Source organism: Planobispora longispora, from assembly GCF_016863135.1.
GTDB lineage: Bacteria > Actinomycetota > Actinomycetes > Streptosporangiales > Streptosporangiaceae > Planobispora > Planobispora longispora.
Genome location: NZ_BOOH01000037.1, coordinates 162,941 through 181,800, shown reverse-complemented (window position 1 = coordinate 181,800; position 18,860 = coordinate 162,941). Strand labels below are relative to the sequence as shown.

Here is an 18,860-nt window from a genome sequence, read left to right as displayed (position 1 = left end):
CCCCCCCCCCCCGGGCCCGGGGCCGGGCCAACCGGCCCCGGGCGCTTTTTCCGATAGGACCACGACCATGACGACGCCCACCCGCCCGACCTCCGACCTCGCGGCGATCATGCAGATGCGCACCCGGCTGGTCGCCTTCGTCGCCGCCCGCCTCGAGTCGCCCGACGAGGCCGAGGACATCGTCCAGGAGGTGCTGGCGCGCATCAGCCGCACCGCCTCCGGTCTGCGTGAGGCCGGGCGGCTGGAGGCGTGGGTCTACCAGATCACCCGCAACGCGGTCATCGACCACCACCGCGCGGCCGCGGCGGCCGGGCGAGCGCGAGCCCGGGCGGCCTTCGACCGCAGCCTGACCGCCGAGGCGGCCGACCCCGGCGCGCTGAGCGCACTGACCGGCTGCCTGGCACCGATGCTGGCCCGGCTGTCGGAGCGCGACCGCCAGGCCATCACCCTGGTCGACTGCGACGGCGTGAGCCAGACCGAGGCCGCGCGACGGCTCGGACTGTCGGTGCCGGGGATGAAATCGCGCACTCAGCGGGCCCGGGCCCGGCTGCGCGCGCTGCTGCGGGCCTGCTGCCAGATCGCCGTCGACGCCCGAGGGGGCGTATGTGAGGTGCTGCGCCCCGAAGAGCCGCGCCCCTGCGGCGGCTGACCTGCCGGACCAACCTGCCGGCCTCGGGGCGGCGAGCCGGCTCGGCCTCACCCGCAGGCATCCGGCGCGCAGCCGGTCGGCGGGCAGCAGGCATGCAGGCACGCCTGCAGGTCACTCAAGGCCTGGTCGATCTGGGCCGCGTCGACCCGGTAGTAGACGGTCTTCCACTCCCGGCGTGAGACCAGCACCCCGCCCTCGCGCAAGATGGCCAGCTGGGTGGAGGCCGCCGACTGCGCCAGAGTCAGGCGCTCGGCGACCTGTCCGACGGTCAGCTCGGCCCCGCCGGTGAACAACATGAGGATCTGCTGGCGGGTCTCACTGGTCAGCGCCTTGAGCAATCCGCGCGCCGCCTGGCTCAACGCGATCGCCTCGTGTGCCTCATTCGCGGTCATGGCCTCACCCTACCGCATCATATTGTCATTTTCAGATTTGACGATATGATGCGGCGGCATGAGTGCTTCCGCTTTCGATGTCGTCGTCATCGGCGCCGGTCAGTCCGGTCTGGCCGCCGCCCGCGCCCTGCTCCGGACCGGGCTGCGCCCGCTGGTGCTGGAGGCTGGCGAGCTTGCCGCGGGGTCCTGGCCCGCCTACTACGACAGCCTGACCCTGTTCTCCCCGGCCCGCTACAGCGCCCTGCCCGGCGCGCGCTTCGACGGTGATCCGGACCGCTATCCGCACCGCGATGAGGTCGTCGCCTACCTGCAGCGTTACGCCGCCGGCCTGGACGCCGAGATCCGCACCGGCGCCGCCGTCACCGCGGTGCGGGCCGGCGCCGGCGCCTTCGCCGTCGAGCTGGCCGACGGCACGGTGCTGTCGGCACCGGGCGTGATCGCGGCCAGCGGCTCCTTCGGCAACCCGTACCTGCCCGTCTTGCCCGGCCAGGAGGATTTCACCGGGCAGATCCTGCACGCGGCCGCCTACCGGGAGCCCTCGTTGCACGCGGGCCAGCGCGTCGTGGTGGTCGGCGCGGGCAACTCCGCCATCCAGATCGCCCACGACCTGGCCGATCTCGCCACCGTCACCCTGGCCACCCGGACACCGATCCGCTTCATCCCCCAGCGCCCGCTGGGCCGCGATCTGCATTTCTGGTTCGCCGTCACCGGTTTTGACCACCTGCCCGCCCGCCGCGCCGGCTGCCCGCCCCGAGGGCCGGTGCTCGACGACGGCCGCTACCGGCGTGCCCTGACGCAAGGCCGTATCGACCGCAAGGCGATGTTCACCGGTTTTGCCGGCGAGCAGGTCATCTGGGCCGACGGGGCCCGTGAGCGGGTCGATGCGGTCATCTTCGCCACCGGCTACCGGCCCCACCTGCCCTACCTGCACGCCCTGGGCGCCCTGGACGAGGGCGGGCGGCCCCGCCAGCGCGGCGGGCTCTCCCTCACCCACCCCGGGCTCGGCTTTTTGGGCCTGGAGTGGCAGCGCAGCCCGGCCTCCAACACGCTGCGCGGCGTCGGCCGCGACGCCGCGCATCTGGTTCGGCACCTGGCCCGGCACCTGCACCGCCATCGGGCAGCCCGCCGCGGCGCCGGCCTGCCGGCCCGGGCCTGAGCTCCGTGGCCGCCCCCGGCCATTGCCCGCCTGGTGCCGACTAGCCGCAGCTGGTGCAAGCATCGGCCGCCCCGACCGCGGCCAGCGTGGTCTTGTCGGTGACCCCGCCGGCGGTGGTGGCGCAGCAGATCCCGTTGTCGTGGGTGAGGCTGTCGGCCGCCTGCTTGACCACGTAGACCTCCCAGGGCTCGCTTCCGGGCCCTTCGGTCCAGATCTTGTCCTGCACGGCGTAACAGCACGAGGTGGCCTCCTCATGGGTCACCGCCAGGCCCGCCGCCGTGAGCCGCTCGGCCGCCTCGATCACCTCCTGGCTGCTCTCCACCTCCACGCCCAGGTGATCCAGGGCGGTGGCCTCGCCCGGATCGCCCTGCAGCAGCACCAGCTTCAGCGGCGGCTGGGTGATGGCGAAGTTGGCGTAGTTGGCGTGCAGCTTGGCCGGGCTGGCCTGCAGCAGCGTGCTGTAGAACTGCACGGCCTGGGCCAGGTCGGGCACCCGCAGGGCCAGTTGAAGTCGGGACATGACTACCTCCTGTGTAAGTTTCGCTTCTCAGCGAGGTAGACGGAGCCCGCGCTCAAGGGATGCAGCCCCAGGGCGTACCACCGCCCACGGTTTCGGTCGCCGCGGGGCGCCCGGCACCTCGAGCGGCCGATCAGGAGGCTGGGACGACCGACAGGGTCGAGGAGGCCCTCGCCGCCGTCGGCCACGGCGCACTGCAGCGCGCCGTGGCCGCGCCCGATAGCCGTACCTCGGCGGCAGTGACCTTCGCGGTAGGGGCGCCGACGATGCGTAGATCGGCCCGGCCGAGTGCCGCACCGATCTGCTGGTCGGTGGCGACCAAGGAGGCGACGCCGGTCGCGCGCGGGTCGATCCCCTGCACGACGGTGAATGTCCTCGGCCGGGCCCGGCCGAGGACATCAGGCGGCCAGAGCGACCGCAGAAAAATCGATCTCTTTGAGTTCGGGGTTGAACGCCGCAGGCTCCTGATCGAGCTCACCGGTGGCATAGGCGCCGAACCGGCTGATGTGGGCGCGCAGGTAGGGCGAGATCGCCCCGAGCTCCTCAGCAGTGATGGGCCAGCCCTGGGCGACCAGATCGCGCACCACCTCCATCAGGTCCAGCGCGTTATGGAAGATCACCAGGTTCGCCAGCAGGGTGTTGAGCTTGATCAGCTTCTCCTGCTCGTCGGGGTCGTTGTGCGCAATCACCCCGTTGTTGCCGAAGGAGAGCCACTGGGAGAACGCGTTGTAGGACTCGACCTTGTTGGTCGCCGCACTCACCCGGGCCCGCAAGGCGGGATCGGCCAGATAGCGCAGCAAGGCGACGGTGCGCACGCTGCGGCCGACCTCGCGAAACGCCTTGTAGATGCGGTTCTTGCGGGAGTTGGAGCGCAGCCGCCGCATGAGGGTGGCCGAGCTCAGCCGGTTTTCGCTGATGGAGATGGCCACCTGCATCAGGTCCCGCCAGTGGCGTTCGATCAGCTCCCAGTCGATCACGTTGCGGCCGCGGTCGCCGAACAGCGCGTCGATGTGCGGGTAGGCCAGCCGGGAGTCGGCCCGGAAGAAGATCAGGTCCTTGAAGTTGCGGATGCGCGGCATCAGATCGAAGCCGAAGGGTCGCCAGCGCGAAGACCGGAAACGACTGGCCCTGGGTGTCGGCGTGCACGGTGGTCGGCTGGATGTCCGAATCGTTGGCCAGCAGGCCCTCGATCAGGTGCACCGCCTCCCACACCCCGCACGGGATGAACCGGGAGAAGAGCGCCACATAGGTGTCGGCAACGTAGTGGTAGGCGATGCCGCCCACGCCGCCGTAGCGGATCGAGGTCTCGGCCAGCAGGTTGTCGATGTAGGTCTCCACGTGCGTGCCGTCGGCGGCCGCCGCGGTGCCGTCCCCCCAAGCCTTGACCACGTCGAGTTCGGCAAAAGCGTTGACCACCGAGGCGATGGCGGCGTTCAGCTTGGCGAGGTCGATGTGCCGGTTGCGCACCATCGAAAGCTCCCGGGCCGAGACGCCCTCGATGTGCTTGGCCGCCTCATACGGCCCCAGGTTGATGCCGCCGGTGAAGACGGCCAGCACATACCGCTGCAACGCCTCTTTGATCTTCGGATCCGAGCCCGAGGCGGGCCCGAAATGGCGGTGCCAGCCCAGCCAGTGCGCGGTGCGCGCCACGATCTCCAGCAGGGACCGCTCAGGCATGCGCCGCTCGATCGCCTCCGCCAGCTTCCCGGCGGCCTCCACGGGCTGTTTGCCGCGGCGGCGCTTGAGAGTCGGGGCGCCGTCCTCGGCGATGACCAGATCGGTGTTGCCCTCATAGCCGGTATCCAGGCGCGCGGCCGCGGCCAGATGCGAGACGCGCAGGTGGGCGACGAACCCGGCCGCCCCACCTGCGCGCAGAAGCTCTCCCGCAACGGCTCACACTCTGACCAGGGCAGCAGGTTGGCGCTCCAGTCGGCGTACTCGCCCGCGCCGACCACCGCGATGTCGCCGGTACGCAACTCCTCGGCCAGGTAGGCAAACACCATCGCCTCGAACTGCCGGCGCGCCACCATCCCCGGACGGCGCCGGTCGGTGATGGCGCGCCGCCAGTTCCCGGACCCGAACATGATCCCCGACTCCGGATCACCGGCGCCGTCGATCGGCGGCGGCAGCGGGATGAAGTCCCGCCGCAGGCCCTCATGAGCCCGGACGTGCCCCAGCGCCACCAGCACCGAGTCATCGGCGGAGGTGGCCTTGAGCTCCAGCTTCGCCACCAGGTCGAACATCACCGATCGATCCTTGGCGAAGAACCGATGCGCCAGCACCTCGTAGTTGTCGCCATGGAAGGCCGCCACGGATTCGATATCGGCCAGCTGCGCGGAGAACCCGCCGGCCTGCTGCACCGCGGCCACCGCCCGCTCCACCCCAAGGGCGACCTCGCCTCCGTCGGGGTCCAGATGCTCCAGCACGGTGCGGTAGGTGCCGATCAGCTTCTCACCGACCGTGCGCTGGCGCTCGCGGATGTCCTCCAGCGCCGCCCGGGCTTTGCGCAGGTTGCCCGCCACCCGCTTGCACAGCATCTCCACCAGGTCATCCCGGGCCCGCATCCGGGCGGTGTGCGCCAAGCACGCCAGCAGCGCCAGAGTCTTGACCGGGTCATAGCGCGACAGGGTGTCGGCGTCCTGGGCATCGGCCTCCCCGGCGAAATCAGCGATCTTCGACGGCGCGATGCCCTCCAGCCACGCTCCGGTGTCGCCCAGGGCGTCGATCTCCTCCAGATAGGCGGCCTGCTTGCGAAAGCGCGACCAGCTCGCCCGCTGCGCCAGCTTCTTCAACCGGTTGAACAGCGTCCGCCCGTCCGGCCCCGTCGTGCTCAGCAAGGCGCGCAGGCGCTCGCGGCCGTCAGTCCCCATCCGCTCGCAGATACGGGAGAAGATCTCGGCGTTGACCCGCGCCCGGATCCGGGTGGCCGTCTCATCCAGTGTGGTGAAGCCCGGCAGCTCCAGCGAGGCCTCGATGAGCCGCTCCAGCGCCACGTTGATCAGATCCGGCGGGTTGTTCTTCGCCAGCGCCGCCTTGCCCATGGCCTCAGCGGCGATCACCCGGGCCCGGGACTGGTCATAGATCACGCCCTGACGGGCCCGGATCTGGCTGCGATGCCGTTTGGCGGTGCGCCCGGGGCCCAGGTCCGGCTGCACCTCGTCGGCCAAGCCCAGACAACGCCGCACGTGATCGACGACCACCTGCGGAATCTCCTGCCAGGAGGGGAAACGCGCCATCTTCTGAAAACACTTCAGCGCCGCGACCACGGCCAGCAGCGCCTGCGGCTCGGTAGCTCGCTGTTGTGCCCAGTCGATCTCATCGGCCGTCGGGGTGAAGAACACGTGCAGCACCCGCGCCGAGGTCAGGCGCTTGAACTGCGGGTAGGCCGTTCGCTCGATCGACGTCACGGGCGAGCCCTTCCGGCTTGATCGCCTCCAGAACCCGCACACCATAGCGACAGATGATCACAATGCGCCCTGATGTTCGCCGAACCGTAACCAAGTCGGCGCAAACGGTCACACCTCAAGCAGTGATGGGGCTGTTGACCTGCGGCTGGCCCCTTTCCGGCTTACTTGGTCCGCCCCCCAAAGGCACCACGGAGATCAAGACGACGAGTTAATTCTCGGCGACCCCTTAGAGCAGGGCTTGCCGACGGTTGGCCCTGGTCTGCCCTCCTGGGCATGACGCTGAGAAGGTAGCGGTCCATAGCTCCCCGCCAATGAGTCATTTATGTCTCATTTGAGGCATACATGTCTCTTATGGGTTATTATTGGCTCATGAGCTTTGATCGTGATCATGTGCTGCATGTTGCCGCTGATCTCTTGACGCGGAAGGCGACGGCGACCATGGAAGAGGTCGCCCGAGCCGCGGGGATCAGCAGGGCGACGCTGAATCGTCACTTCACCGGGCGCGATGCCCTTGTACGCGCCCTGGAGGAGCTGGGCATCGCCAAGTGTGAGGCGGCCTTGGAGGCGGCGCGCCTTGAGGAGGGGGCGGCCGCGGGCGCGGTGCGCCGTCTGGTGCGCGAGATTCAGCCCTGTACGGGCCTGCTCACCTTCCTCTACTCCGAAAACCAGCTCTTTGAGGGCGAAAAGCAGAATGCGGGCTGGTTCCGTATCGATGAGCGGCTCACCAGCCTGTTCCGCCGAGGCCAGGAAACCGGTGAGTTCCGCATCGACTTGAGCGCGACGTGGCTCACCGAGGCTCTCTACGGCCTGCTGGCCGCCGGCAGCTGGGCTGTCACCGAGGGCCGGGTGGCCCGCAATGACTTCACTCACATGATCGCCGAGTTGCTGCTCGGCGGCGCGATGCGAAGGGATGAGTCATGACCAGTGTTCTGCGTTCGGGGGAGCAGGACAGCACGCAGCGGCGCTCCGGCCGCTGGCTCGCCTTGGGCGTCCTGGTTCTTGCCGTGCTGCTCGTGGCGGTGGATGCCACTGTCTTGGGGCTGGCCACGCCCTACCTCAGTGAGGATCTGCAGCCGTCCGGCACTCAGCTGCTGTGGATCGGCGACGCCTACTCGTTCGTGATCGCCGGCCTGCTCATCTCCATGGGCAGCCTGGGCGACCGCATCGGCCGCAAGCGCCTGCTGCTGATCGGAGCCACCGCCTTCGGGCTGGTCTCGGTACTCAACGCCTACGCGCAGACTCCCGAGATGATGATCGCTGCCCGGGCGTTGCTCGGTGTCGCCGGCGCCACGCTGATGCCCTCCACCCTCGCGCTGATCCGCAACCTCTTCCAGGACCCCCGGGAGCGCACTCTCGCCATCGGTATCTGGAGCGCCGCCGCCTCGGCGGGTATGGCGGTCGGCCCAATCGTCGGCGGTCTGCTGCTGGAGCACTTCTGGTGGGGCTCGGTGTTCCTGATCAACCTGCCGGTGATGGCGTTGCTGGTCGTCGTCGGAATCAAGATGCTGCCGGAATCGCGCAACCCCTCCCCGGGACCGTGGGACCTGCCGAGTGTCCTGCTGTCGCTGGTCGGCATGGTCGGCGTCGTGTACGCGATCAAGGAGGCCGCCGCCGACGGGCTCACCTGGCCCACCCTGGCGGCAGGCCTGCTCGGTGGGGCCGCTCTCTACGGGTTCGTCCGGCGTCAGCACCGTCTTCCCATCCCGCTGGTGGACGTCCGGCTGTTTCGCAACGGCGGCTTCAGCGGGGCCGTCCTGGCGAACCTGCTGACCATCCTCGGGCTGTCCGGGCTGCTGTTCTTCCTCTCCCAGTACCTGCAGCTCGTCCAGGACCGGCGTCCCATCGAAGCGGGCATCGCCGAGCTGCCGGCCGCCGTCGGCGCGGTCGTGGCCGGCTTGGTCGCCGGCGCCGCGGCGCGACGCTTCTCGGTGCGCGCGGTCGTCTCCAGCGGCCTGGCCGTCATCGGCCTGGCCCTGGCCGCGCTCACCACGATCAGCCAGTCCACCGGCTACCCCCTGCTGGGCGCCACGTTGCTGATCGTCGGATTCGGCGCCGGACTGTCGTTCACGGTTACTTCGGACATCATCCTCACCGCCGTCCCCAAGGAGCAGGCCGGTGCCGCTTCGGCGGTCTCGGAGACGGCCTACGAACTGGGTACCGCTCTCGGCATCGCCCTGCTGGGGTCGGTCGTCACCAACATCTATCAGGACTTCACCGGGCCGGCCGGAACCCCGCAGGCGGCACACGAGTCGCTGGCCGGAGCCGTGGTGGCCGCCGCGCGCATGCCCGCCGATGCGGCCGCCGCGCTGCTGCGCGCGGCACGCGAGTCCTTCGTCGGCGGAGTGGCTCTGGCCGCCGGCGTCGGCGCCGCCTTGCTGCTTGTCGCCGCTGTCGCCGCGTGGTTCCTGCTTCGCGGCCAGAAGCTGAGCAGTGAGCCCGTCCAGCACTGAGGAACGAGGAAGATCGTGCAAGCAGCACCTGCTGCCGCGGGAAAGGACCACATCGGCAGCCGGGGCCTGGTGGTCGATGCCGGTATCACCGGCAGCTCTACGGCGGTTTCCCCCGTGGCTGCTCGTTTCGGCCACTCGCCGGGCAGCTGAGACCGCCGGGGCCTACCCGTGTCCCCTGCTGCGCAGAGCGCGTCCGGGTCGGGAGCGCGCGGACCATCCAGGTCCTGCGGGAGACCGGCCCGGGCGGCGTGAGTGCTGTACGTGGCCTGCGAAACGCCGCCCGGGACAGGACGGAGGGCTGACAGTCGTCACGGGCGACGCCGAGCCCCTGACTGCAGCCGGGTCCACGCCGCGCCTGACACCAGGCGGCCCGGGCACAGTTCGGGCCACCGATCGCCTGAGACCGGGCCCGGGCGCCACGAAAGGGTGCTTGCTCTCCTCCGAACGGCGAACTCATGCCTGCGAACAGTGTTAATCGACTTTCGTCTGTATCGCCGCTCCACAAGCACGAGCAGAATCTGCCTCATATGAGACGTGGCCGTCTCAGCGGCATCCGGTGACTGCCGCAGACGACCCGATCAGGGAGAGACGATGAGCTATCACCCCACCGGCACCGCGCGGTTCCAGGCCGGTGCTTCCCCCAACCGGTTGTGGCTGTGGCTGCTGGCCCGCACCGGTGATCCTTTGGCCAGGCTTCTCGAACCAGGGTTCTGCGGTGACGCCTACGGGCTGTATGAGCAGATGCGCGCTCAGGAGCCGGTCTATCGCAGCCGTACCGGGATGCTCGCCGTCTTGTCGTATGACCGCTGCAGCCGGGTTCTGCACGACCCCCGCTTCTTGGCATGGGGGTCATCTGCCCGCCCTGCTGGGAGGCGTGCACCCACGCCTGGGGAGACACCCGCCGCTGTCGGCCCGTTCGAGGCACGGACGCAGGAAAACGATCACGCGTGTACCATCGCCGCCTCACTGGTGAAGCCGGCGCTGCAGCCCTCCGTTTCCCGCGTCGAGGTCACCGCACATAACCTGCTCAGCCGGGCTGCAGATGGCGACGCGTTCGATCTGATCGACGACTTCGCCCTCCCCCTGGTCACTGCGTGCCTCAGTGAAGTACTGGGCATTCCCCATGGCGACTCAGCACGTTTTGCCGACCTGTGCGCCGTCATGGGCCGCTCGATCGGCGGGAGGCCCTCAGCAAGACAGGCCGAAGAACTGCACGACGCGAACGAGGACCTGGAGGCATTGCTGATCCGGCTTCAACGTGAGCGACGCAAGCATCCCGGCGGTGACCTGATCAGCCGGCTCACCGCTGCGCGCCGCGGCCGCACGCCAGAACACGACCCGGACAGGCTGCTCGGTCACGCCCGTCAGTGGGAACGCCGGGAGAACCCGGACGCCGGCACGACTGGCTGGCCCAGCACCGCCCCCGCCAGATTGAACCTGGAGGAGATCGTCGAAGCATGCAAGGAGCTGATCGTTTCCGGCCTCGACACCGCAGTCGATCTGATCGGCAATGCGGTGGCCGCGCTGGCGGCCTACCCTGACCAGTGGCAGATGCTCAAGGCGGCACCGCAACTGGCGGACAAAGCAGCCGAAGAGACCCTGCGGTTCGATCCTCCTCGCCAGTTCATCTTGCGTATCGCCTCCGAGCGCATCGAGCTGGCAGGACACACAGTGCCCTCCGGTAGCAGAGTTCTTGTGATGCTCGCTGCGGCCCACCGGGACCCCGACCAGTTTCCCGACCCTGCGCGCTTCGACATCACCCGTACTTCCGGCCCCAGGCATCTCGCCGTCAGCGGTGCCATGGGACTGGAGTCTTCGTTGGCCCGGCTGACAGGAGAGATCGCTCTGCGGACGCTCGCGAGCCGATTGCCGGAACTGCGCATGGCAGGGCAGGCAGTCCGCAGGCCCGGGGGAGCCGTCCGCGGCTTCATCCATCTGCCGCTCCGCGCCCGGGCCGCTCCGATGGGATGCTGATCGTTGACGATCCCAGCGCGATCTACAAGGGCACTGGTCGGCCGGCATGGCCGACCAGTACTGCAGGGCACCTCAGGTTGACGGGCTCCGCACTTCCCCCAGCTGATCGACGCGGCCGGGATACGCCGGAAGGCCAGGGAGGACGACGAGCACGGCGAGGACCTGCTCGGCCTGACCTCCTACAGGCGCGCAAGCGGACGCCCTGGCATCGGTACGTCACCATCGCCATGCTCGTGCTGGCGTTTCTAGCCGTCCCGCACGCCACGCTGCCTTCCAGCGCCGCTGAAACCGCCGACCAGGGAGGGCCGCCTGCTTCGCAGATTGCCTCGACAGCACGAGAAACAGCCAAGTCGGAATACTCGGCAGTCAACGGAGATCCAGTTCGTGGACGACTGGTTATAGAAGATCGCCGTTCTCCTGGATCTCCGCCCTCAACAGGCCTGCCTTGCGGGGAGACTCCCCGGGCCGGTGCAGGATGTCACTCACGGGCTTGTGCGGATGGCCGGTCTAGGCAGGCGCGGGGCTTATTGGTTTGCCGCGCTGGCGCCCCTCGTGTGATGCAGAACCGTCCGTACGTCAGGCTTCGGCGGACGGTATGACTGCGCCCAGGTTGGTCCGAGAGAGGACGGAGTGGCCGGCGTCCACGAAGAAGTGCTGGCCGGTCACATAGGCGGCCAGATCCGAGTTCAGGAAGAGCGCCACCTTGGCGGTCGACTCCGGCTGCATCATGGGCATCGGCAGCGCGTTGAAGAAGTAACCGGCCTGGTGCATGTGCTCGATGGTTCCACCCTCATGGCCGGCGTACCGGTCCAGCATGCCCTGCCATGAGGTCATCTCGCTGGCGATGAAGCCAGGCTTGATCGCGTTGCAGCGGATGCCGAAGGGCGCCACCTCCACCGCCACGTTCTTCATCAGGCCGATGACGCCGGCTTTTGCCGCCGTGTAGTGCGCGATGCCGGGGTCGGGGTCGTCTGAGTTGGATGAGGCGGTGATGACGATGGATCCGCTCTTGCGTTCGATCATGTGGGGCAGGACCGCCTTGACCGAGCGCCATACTCCCGTGAGGTTGACGTCGATCATGTCCTGCCAGGTCTCGTCGTCCAGCTCCCAGACTTTCCCCTCGGTGAGGATGCCCGCGTTGGCGATGAGGCAGTCGATCTTGCCGAACGCGGCGATGCCCTGGCTGACGGCGTCATCCAGCGCCTGCTGGGAGCGGACATCCGCGACGACCGACAGAGCGCGTCGGCCCAGAGTTTCGACGAGGCGAACCGTCTCCGCGAGGTCCTCCTTTCCCGCCAGGTCGTAGGGGACTGTCTTGATGGGAGCGTCGATGTCCGTGAGGATGACGTCTGCGCCCTCTTGTGCCGACGCGAGAGCGTGAGCGCGGCCCTGTCCGCGGCCTCCACCGGTGATGAACACCACCTTGCCGTCCAGCAGTCCCATGGGCTTCTCCTTTATCCGTGAACTTGGCCGAGGGCTGTGCGTGGTGCAGCCGACGCTCCGCGCACGCGGAAGTACCGACGTCATGGTGTTCAGCGAGCAGGTCGAGGAGGGCCGGCCGGTCGCCTGACCCCATCCACGTCGGCTGCCGCATGTCTACTTTCCTGCGCCGTCAGGGCGCCCTCATAGAAAATCCGCGCCACGCCATCACCGCCCGATGTCACCGATGCAAGATCAGGTGGACATTGAGCTTTTCCTCCTGGCTCTGCTGTGCGCTTGCGGGACTGCCGCCCGCAGCGGTCCGACCGTCTCGTTCTGGAGCCCTTCGGAGACCGGGCGGACCGCGGCACCTGCGGACCGGCGCGGGTGGAGCCGTCGTTGTCGGCTTACCGGGCGATCGGGGTGTCGGCATGACCGGATACGGCGGGCGCGAACATCACGTAGCGGCCTTTTCCTGCCTTCTTGGCCTGGTAGAGAGCCAGGTCGGCGTCCCGTAGCAACTCGTCGGCACTGCCCGGTGGGCCGGTGGCGATTCCGATGCTGGTGCCGACGCGCACCTCGTATGCCCGATCATCTCCCAGCATGAACGGCTCTTGTACAGCCTGGATGATTCGGGTCGCGACTGTCTCCGGCCGTCCGTCTCGTGCATCCCGTAGCAGGATCACGAACTCGTCTCCGCCGAGCCGGCCCACGGTGCTCTCATCGCGCAGCACGCCGGTCACCCGTTGGGCGACCGCGCGGAGCAGCCGATCACCGGCGGCGTGCCCAAAAGTGTCGTTGACGTTCTTGAAGCCGTCCAGATCGAGGAACATGATCGCGATGGCCGTATCCGGCTGCTGGCAGTCGTCCAGCGCCTGTCCCACCTGCTCCAGGATCAGCGCGCGGTTGGGCAGCCCGGTGAGAGCGTCGTGGGTGGCCTGGTAGCGCAGTTGCTCGGTCTTGCGGGCCACCAGGTCGAGGGCGTACCGGCGGCTGCGTGCCAGCACGTGCATGAACGCCGCCAGGAGCGCCGACAGCAACAGGCCGCTGCCCAGCGTGGCCTAGAACGCCATATCGGCATGGCGGTCTGCGTCAGCGGAACCGCTGGTGACGCGGACGCTCCATGTGCTGTCGGCGCCGATGGGAAGCTCCCGCGTCACCGCAGATTGCGGTGTGGAGCCGCCGGCGGCCAAGACGATGGGTGCCGCGCTGTTCAGGGGTGTCTTCGTACCAGGACGGGGCCGGTACAGCAGTTCCACCCGCAGGTCGTGGTGACTGCTCAGGCCGGCGGCGATGATGGCCCTGGCGTCGAAAGCACTGATCACGAACCCGCGCGGTGGAGCATGACGCTCCTCGATGGCCGCCGGCGCGGCGGCGGGGGCGGAGACGAAACGGAGCAGCGCGAACAGTCCCGTGCGCGCGTCCAAGGTCGCCATCGCTGCGTCGGTCTCGTCATCCGGTCCGTCGGGGGTCGCATGGCCCGACCCGCGCCGGAGGGCGCAGTAGTCGAAACCCGGTGGATATGCGGCATAAGGAGAGGAGGCCGGGGCGGCGCTCAGGCGGGCCAGGCAGTACGTCGAGCGGGAGCCGGCGGGGACCACGGACAGATTCCCGGCGGGAGCCCCGGCCGGAAGGCGGGGAGGATCGGTGCGGATCGCCTGCTGGAAATCGTCTGTCAATCGTCCAGTTGCGCGGCCGGCACGATCTGGATGTAGCCGTAACCGGCTCCGCCGGGGTAGCGCTCGAAGACCTCCGACTCGGTGATCCACTCGGCGAACTGCCGGTTGGTCATGTCCGGCCGGGTCACCACGGTGGCGTGCAGGGTCGCGATGAAGTCGGTGTTGACAGGTGTGACGCAACACCGTGGCCGAGATCGCCGCGACCACATCGGCCATGGTCTTGTCACGCCGTTCCTGCTCGCTGGCCTGTATCTCCGCGCGCTGCTGCGCCGCGGTGGCGAAGGAGGCGACCAGGCACAACAGCGCAAGCAGGTACGCGCCAGCCGTCGGCCACCGGCTTGAGCTCTGCCACGTGGCAGAGCTTTGAGCGCTGCGTCCGCCGGTAAGACGACCCGGGAACAAAGGTCGCAGGACAGTGCTGCCGGCCGACTTCCCGCCTCAGCGGTGAGCCGCGCTCAGCGCGCCTCCTGCGCCCGCTGGCCCGAAGTCAGGCTAGACAGGACGGGGATCAGGAGGAGAGCGGCGTCCTGGCCCGCTTGAGCGTCCTTCGGCGATCGCGGCCGCCGAGGGATCTCACTTCGCAGCTGACGCCGAGACCTGAGGACATCCCGGCGTCTGACGCCGGGGAGCCGGAGACCTGCGGTTGCCTGCGTCACACGACCGAGAGGGGCAAGTGCCCCTCGGCCAAAGCTGCCGTGGCCGCCACGATCTGCTCGAGCGAGCGCTCGTCGGCCATGTCGTCGGGGCGGGCGAGCCGATGCAGGATCAGTCCGTCGAACCCGGCGAAGAAGAAACGGGCCACCTCCTCGACCGGACGGGCCAATGTCGTGCCCGTGTATGCCGCCGCCTCCCGGAACGCGTCCTCGAAGACGATGTCGAGCTGCCGCTGATAGTCGGTGACGGTGGGGCGCAGTGACGGGGAGCGGAGGCCCATCACGAAGAGCTCGGTGATCAATCGGTGGACGTGGGGCTGCTCGACGACGGTACGCCATAGCTGCCGGGCGTACGCGCCGATGGTGGCTTGGAAGTCCGGTTCCGTCGGTATGTCAATGCCCCGGACCTGCTCGGCGATGTCCGTGGTCAGTTGCTCGATTACCGCTCGGTACAGCTCGTCTTTGGCTCCATAGACGTAGTGCACCGTCGCCTGTGCGATGCCGAGTTCGGCGGCGATCGCACGCGTGCTGGCGGCGGCTACACCGTCCCGGCTCATTACGGCGATGGCGGCGCGGATCAGCTGCGGTCGGCGCTCAGCGGCGCTCACGTGTGCCACGGTCTGATCGTATGAGACCTCAGGGCCTCGATGACAAGAAGTTGTTCAACTGACATTGTCAGGTGAACAAATCGCATCTACGGTGGGAGCACGATGACCGGTCAGCCCGTGGCTCGCTGCCCCGTGACGACCCGGAGCAACGCGTGAAGAGCATTCGATCCGATGCCCGTCCCGCTCGGTTCGCGCCGTACCGTGCGGGCTCGTGGCCTGCCACGCCGGAGGTCCTGTGGTGATGGTGGAGACCGGGGAGCGCCTGCACATGGACGGGCCGATCACCCCCGAGTGTGTCCGGGCGTGGAACAACGCCTACGTGTCGAGTCGCATGGCCGATTCGGTGTGGTTCCCGAAGCAGCTCACGTCGTTTCGCGGACGGTTCCGGCGGCGCACGCTGCAAGACCTCGTTCTGGTCGATGTCGAAGCCGATCCCTTCGGCGTCCGCTTCACGGGTGACTCGCCGGTGACCCAGTACATCGGAGTGTCGGTGAACACGCGCACGTTCAGCGAGCGAGTCGTGTTCGGTGACCACCGGGAGTACGTGGTGTCGGCACCGGTCGAGGTCTGGGACGCCACGACGTTGGTGGAGTCCGAGATCCTCGGCCCGATGTCGCAGACCGTGGTACTCGTTCCGAAGCCGGCACTGCACATGTCGAGAAGAAACTCCCTGATCCTGGACGAGGCGGTGATCGAGGGGGACCAAGCCACACTGCGTCTCCTGCGCGGGGTGCTCCTCACCATCGCGGCCGAGGCCGACCGGCTCAGCCCCACCGCCATCAGTGCAGCGCGCAACGTCGTCGTCGAACTCCTGCTCAGCGCGGTGCAGGAGTATCGCCAGCCGTCAAAAGCGGCAGTCAGCGAGAGCATGCGCCTGTCGGTGAGCCGGTGGATCGACGACCACCTCCATCTCGGTCACGTCCTGCCGGCCCGGGCCGCCGAGCAGCACGGAATCTCCGTACGCTCGCTGCATCGCCTGTTCGCCGACTCGGACGAGAGCTTCGGCTCCCTGGTGCGCCGGCGCCGGTTGGAGCGTGCCTACCGTGACCTGCTGCACACCGGCGACATGGTCCAGACCATCGCCATGCGCTGGGGCTACGCCGATGCGAGCCACTTCATCAATGACTTCAAACGGGTGTACGGCAGCACCCCGGCTTCCTACCGGAAGGTGTGGCAGAAGGTACCTGACCGCGACGCCGGGGCGTGACACGGGCAGTCGATGGAGTCACGGTGAAGCAGTTCGACGGCATTGTGGGAGCGCGCGTGGCGCGCCAAGGCATTGATGATGATGTGACCTTCAACGTGTGCGGCAGGCTGCATCCGCGCAGTTGTCTTCAGCTGGAGCGGGGAATCATGCCCGGCGGCGGGAAGGTGGGCTTAGGTCCCCACCGCAGAGCGTTTCCCGAACGCCCTCGGACAGGCCGAATGTCTGCTAGGGATGAACACCGGCACCGAATCCCCATCCTCGTCGTCGGGATCCTCAGCCGTAGAAACGACGACAGACCTCGGATGCGGCCACACTTCGATACGAACGCTGCATTCTCATAGATGGCGAACGTCGTCAGGATCAGCACGGTGCAGACCGTGGTCACGTCATTGGTGGCGGAGATTCCATCAAGCCGCGGCATCCGCACGTCCATCAACACGACGTCGGGTCGCAACTGCCGGGCCATGGTCGCCACCTACCTGATCTCCGCTCGCCGGACGTCGGTTGACCGCTCGTGGTGACTGTGAGTTCCCTTCCAGCGGATGTCGGGCAGGAGGGCTCGCAGTGAGCGGCCCTTGAACGCGCCGTACCAGACACCGCACCCGTAGGCGACGTCGTCCAGACGGCGGGCGATGGCGAAACGGAACGGGTCGAGGTGGGCCTTGGTACGGCGAAAGTCGACGACCGTATCGAAAAGGGCGGCGGCGGCCACGGCCCGGCGCATGCGACGGGACAACAGGCAGCCGATCGCGGCCAGCGGCCACCAGTGGCGCAGGAGCAGAGCCTTGAGCTGCCAGGTCGCCGCGAGGGCGCGGTCGAAGGTGAGGACGGCGCCGAGCCGGACAGGGCGCTCGGTGTTGCGGACCTTGCTCGACAGGCGCAAGGTGGCCGCGGCGAAGATGAGCGCGGCGGCTGGCAGGGACCATCGGCGTTGCAGGAGAAGAGCCGCGGCGAAGGCGGCACTCCACGGGGTGACGATGGCGGGGGCGACATCACGGCCGTGCCGCTGGGCGAGCAGGTCGGCTCCGGTGCCGTAGAAGGCCTTGCGCCTGAGCCAGTCGGGGATGGCGGTGCGGTGTTCGTGATGGACGATCGCGGCCGGTTCGTAGCGGACCCGGTGGCCTTCACCGGCCAGTCGCCAGGCGAGGTCGACGTCCTCGCCGACGCGCATGCCGGCGCTGAAGCCGGATCCGAGAGCGTCGACTCTGGCGAGCAGGCAGGCACTGGGCACCCAGGAGACGGGCGCACGGGGACGGACGATGCCCGGATGCACGCCGAGGTCGAGGGAGGAGCGGGCGTCCTCGTAGCGTCCGACCCACCGGTCCCGGCCGGGCAGGCGCAGTCCCAGCACGCGCGGGGCGACCATGGCCACGCGCGGGTCATGGAAGTGCCGCAGCAGGAGTGGCAGAGCGTCGGGCTCGAGGACCACGTCGTCATCGGCGAAGGCGACATAAGGAGTGGTGACCCGTTTCAATCCCTCGTTACGGGCGGTGGCGGGACCCACGTTCCGTTTCAGGGCGACGAGTTCGGCGCGGTGGCGGGCCACGACGTCGGCGATGGCGGCAGGAGCGAGTGATGCGTCATCCACGACGATCACGTGGTGCCGGTCACCGATGCAGGTGAGCAGTCTGTCCAGGGCGGCGGGCCGGTCGCGGACGGGAATCACGACCGTCACCTGTGCCGGGTCGAGGTCGGGCAGGTCGGCCACGATGGGATCGGCCAGACCGCCTTCGATCAACCGGTCGGCGAGCAGGGCGGAGGAGCGGTCACGGACGCGGATGGTGCGCTCGTGGAGGTAATCGCCGGCGGCCGGGGACAGGCGGATCATGCGGGTCGGAGCTCCGCCGACCAGCGTGCGTCCCTGGTCGCGGACGCGCACGTGCCGGTTCAGCCGGACGGTGAAGCCGATCGGCAGCAGGCCGGCGTCACGGATGCTGGTCATGGGAGGACTCCTCCATCGGCCGAGTGGTAGCCCTGCAGGCACAGGGCGCGGACGGCTGCGATGCCGGTCACGGGGCGGTCCTGGTCGTGCTCACGTCTGACATGGCACCGCGCGGAGGTGCATCAGGCAGCCGTTTTGATCTACGTGACCGTCGCTGATCCTGGCGGCCACGTCCTCGGCCATTCGATCGAACAGGCGCTGCCCTTCCTGCGCCGAGGCGGCGGTGGGATCCCCGAGCACTCCCGAGGGCGACACGCCGGCGATGCCCCGGGCGATGATGTCCGGCATGAGGCGGGGGAGGGGGGTGAGGTTGCCGGGCTTCGCGCATGTCAGGTCCACAAGGTGGGGGGCCAGGTGCAGCATGAGCGAGGTCTCGCTGCGTCCCGCGTGTGCGTCGGCGCCGTCGGCGGCGCACGGAACCCACGCCACATGATGACGTTCGGACCGTAGCTGTGTGACGGCGGCGACCAGGCCGCGCACGTTTCCGCCGTGCCCGTTGACGATCACGATGCGTCCGGCCCACAGCGACATGGACCGGACGAGCTCGATCAACAGGAACCGCAGAGCCTCCGTACCGAGCGACATGGTGCCAGGGAAGCCCTGGTGCTCGCCGCTGGCGCCGTAGGCGAGAGCGGGGGCGATCATCACCGGAGCGGCCAGGCGAGCCGCGCAGGCCTGTGCGACCGCGGCAGCGATCGTGGTGTCGGTGTGGAGCGGCAGATGCGGGCCGTGCTGCTCGGTCGATCCGAGGGGGACCAGGACGGTGGGCGATGACGGCAGCGCGGGCCAGGGCAGGTCTGCTGACAC

15 protein-coding genes and 1 pseudogene are annotated in these 18,860 nt (G+C 68.6%); 6 read left to right on the top strand and 10 right to left on the bottom strand.

The window, feature by feature from the left end:
• Window positions 1-67: 67 nt before the first annotated feature.
• Complete coding sequence (locus Plo01_RS22935) at window positions 68-649, top strand: sigma-70 family RNA polymerase sigma factor (protein WP_203892721.1); 582 nt, start codon at window positions 68-70, stop codon at window positions 647-649.
• Window positions 650-696: 47 nt separating this feature from the next.
• On the opposite strand, the gene Plo01_RS22930 is transcribed toward Plo01_RS22935, so the two are convergent.
• Window positions 697-1,041: an ArsR/SmtB family transcription factor gene (locus Plo01_RS22930; RefSeq protein WP_203892720.1), complete on the bottom strand. Its 345-nt coding sequence runs from the start codon at window positions 1,039-1,041 to the stop codon at window positions 697-699.
• A 58-nt stretch (window positions 1,042-1,099) separates the two neighbouring features.
• Here Plo01_RS22930 and Plo01_RS22925 point away from each other — a divergent pair, with 58 nt between their 5' ends.
• A complete protein-coding gene (locus Plo01_RS22925; protein WP_203892719.1) occupies window positions 1,100-2,197 on the top strand; it encodes a flavin-containing monooxygenase in 1,098 nt (365 codons plus the stop codon).
• Between the two features lie 40 nt (window positions 2,198-2,237).
• On the opposite strand, the gene Plo01_RS22920 is transcribed toward Plo01_RS22925, so the two are convergent.
• Both Plo01_RS22920 and Plo01_RS41505 read right to left on the bottom strand, forming a co-directional pair.
• The gene (locus Plo01_RS22920; RefSeq protein ID WP_203892718.1) at window positions 2,238-2,717 is read right to left on the bottom strand and encodes an ArsI/CadI family heavy metal resistance metalloenzyme; all 480 of its coding nucleotides are present in this window, start codon (window positions 2,715-2,717) and stop codon (window positions 2,238-2,240) included.
• A 395-nt stretch (window positions 2,718-3,112) separates the two neighbouring features.
• A pseudogene (locus Plo01_RS41505) lies at window positions 3,113-6,121 on the bottom strand (Tn3 family transposase).
• Window positions 6,122-6,490: 369 nt separating this feature from the next.
• Here Plo01_RS41505 and Plo01_RS22910 point away from each other — a divergent pair.
• From Plo01_RS22910 to Plo01_RS22900, 3 genes are all read left to right on the top strand, one after another.
• The gene (locus Plo01_RS22910; protein WP_203892717.1) at window positions 6,491-7,042 is read left to right on the top strand and encodes a TetR/AcrR family transcriptional regulator; all 552 of its coding nucleotides are present in this window, start codon (window positions 6,491-6,493) and stop codon (window positions 7,040-7,042) included.
• A complete protein-coding gene (locus tag Plo01_RS22905) occupies window positions 7,039-8,571 on the top strand; it encodes an MFS transporter (RefSeq protein WP_203892716.1) in 1,533 nt (510 codons plus the stop codon). The genes Plo01_RS22910 and Plo01_RS22905 overlap by 4 nt, the downstream gene beginning before the upstream one ends.
• Window positions 8,572-9,162: 591 nt before the next feature.
• A complete protein-coding gene (locus tag Plo01_RS22900; RefSeq protein WP_203892715.1) occupies window positions 9,163-10,545 on the top strand; it encodes a cytochrome P450 in 1,383 nt (460 codons plus the stop codon).
• Between the two features lie 576 nt (window positions 10,546-11,121).
• Here the strand turns inward: Plo01_RS22900 and Plo01_RS22895 are convergent.
• From Plo01_RS22895 to Plo01_RS22875, 5 genes are all read right to left on the bottom strand, one after another.
• Entirely contained in the window at window positions 11,122-11,988 is an 867-nt protein-coding gene (locus Plo01_RS22895) for a mycofactocin-coupled SDR family oxidoreductase (protein ID WP_068923818.1), read from the bottom strand.
• A gap of 383 nt (window positions 11,989-12,371) precedes the next feature.
• Window positions 12,372-12,977, bottom strand: a complete 606-nt coding sequence (locus tag Plo01_RS22890; RefSeq protein WP_203892714.1) for a GGDEF domain-containing protein — start codon at window positions 12,975-12,977, stop codon at window positions 12,372-12,374.
• 48 nt (window positions 12,978-13,025) lie between these two features.
• A complete protein-coding gene (locus Plo01_RS22885) occupies window positions 13,026-13,400 on the bottom strand; it encodes a hypothetical protein (RefSeq protein WP_203892713.1) in 375 nt (124 codons plus the stop codon).
• Window positions 13,401-13,639: 239 nt separating this feature from the next.
• On the bottom strand, window positions 13,640-13,870 hold the full coding sequence (locus tag Plo01_RS22880) for a hypothetical protein (RefSeq protein ID WP_203892712.1): 231 nt from the start codon (window positions 13,868-13,870) through the stop codon (window positions 13,640-13,642).
• A 425-nt stretch (window positions 13,871-14,295) separates the two neighbouring features.
• Window positions 14,296-14,904 carry a TetR/AcrR family transcriptional regulator gene (locus Plo01_RS22875; RefSeq protein WP_203892711.1) on the bottom strand — a complete coding sequence of 203 codons (609 nt, stop codon included), beginning with the start codon at window positions 14,902-14,904 and terminating at the stop codon, window positions 14,296-14,298.
• A gap of 241 nt (window positions 14,905-15,145) precedes the next feature.
• On the opposite strand from Plo01_RS22875, the gene Plo01_RS22870 reads away from it, so the two are divergent.
• The gene (locus tag Plo01_RS22870) at window positions 15,146-16,111 is read left to right on the top strand and encodes a helix-turn-helix domain-containing protein (protein ID WP_239316866.1); all 966 of its coding nucleotides are present in this window, start codon (window positions 15,146-15,148) and stop codon (window positions 16,109-16,111) included.
• 475 nt (window positions 16,112-16,586) lie between these two features.
• Here Plo01_RS22870 and mftF read toward each other — a convergent pair whose 3' ends face one another.
• Together mftF and mftE are read right to left on the bottom strand one after the other, a co-directional pair.
• Entirely contained in the window at window positions 16,587-18,053 is a 1,467-nt protein-coding gene (mftF, locus tag Plo01_RS22865; RefSeq protein WP_203892709.1) for a mycofactocin biosynthesis glycosyltransferase MftF, read from the bottom strand.
• Window positions 18,054-18,143: 90 nt separating this feature from the next.
• Window positions 18,144-18,860 (bottom strand): mycofactocin biosynthesis peptidyl-dipeptidase MftE, encoded by a 717-nt coding sequence (mftE, locus tag Plo01_RS22860; RefSeq protein WP_203892708.1) that lies wholly within the window; start codon window positions 18,858-18,860, stop codon window positions 18,144-18,146.

Excerpts from the sequence above, each read along its gene's own strand:
- Plo01_RS22935 (WP_203892721.1), top strand. The coding sequence starts at position 68 with ATGACGACGCCCACCCGCCCGACCTCCGACCTCGCGGCGATCATGCAG.
- Plo01_RS22930 (WP_203892720.1), bottom strand. The coding sequence starts at position 1,041 with ATGACCGCGAATGAGGCACACGAGGCGATCGCGTTGAGCCAGGCGGCG.
- Plo01_RS22925 (WP_203892719.1), top strand. The coding sequence starts at position 1,100 with ATGAGTGCTTCCGCTTTCGATGTCGTCGTCATCGGCGCCGGTCAGTCC.
- Plo01_RS22920 (WP_203892718.1), bottom strand. The coding sequence starts at position 2,717 with ATGTCCCGACTTCAACTGGCCCTGCGGGTGCCCGACCTGGCCCAGGCC.
- Plo01_RS22910 (WP_203892717.1), top strand. The coding sequence starts at position 6,491 with ATGAGCTTTGATCGTGATCATGTGCTGCATGTTGCCGCTGATCTCTTG.
- Plo01_RS22905 (WP_203892716.1), top strand. The coding sequence starts at position 7,039 with ATGACCAGTGTTCTGCGTTCGGGGGAGCAGGACAGCACGCAGCGGCGC.
- Plo01_RS22900 (WP_203892715.1), top strand. The coding sequence starts at position 9,163 with ATGAGCTATCACCCCACCGGCACCGCGCGGTTCCAGGCCGGTGCTTCC.
- Plo01_RS22895 (WP_068923818.1), bottom strand. The coding sequence starts at position 11,988 with ATGGGACTGCTGGACGGCAAGGTGGTGTTCATCACCGGTGGAGGCCGC.
- Plo01_RS22890 (WP_203892714.1), bottom strand. The coding sequence starts at position 12,977 with ATGCACGTGCTGGCACGCAGCCGCCGGTACGCCCTCGACCTGGTGGCC.
- Plo01_RS22885 (WP_203892713.1), bottom strand. The coding sequence starts at position 13,400 with ATGGCGACCTTGGACGCGCGCACGGGACTGTTCGCGCTGCTCCGTTTC.
- Plo01_RS22870 (WP_239316866.1), top strand. The coding sequence starts at position 15,146 with ATGGTGGAGACCGGGGAGCGCCTGCACATGGACGGGCCGATCACCCCC.
- mftF (WP_203892709.1), bottom strand. The coding sequence starts at position 18,053 with ATGACCAGCATCCGTGACGCCGGCCTGCTGCCGATCGGCTTCACCGTC.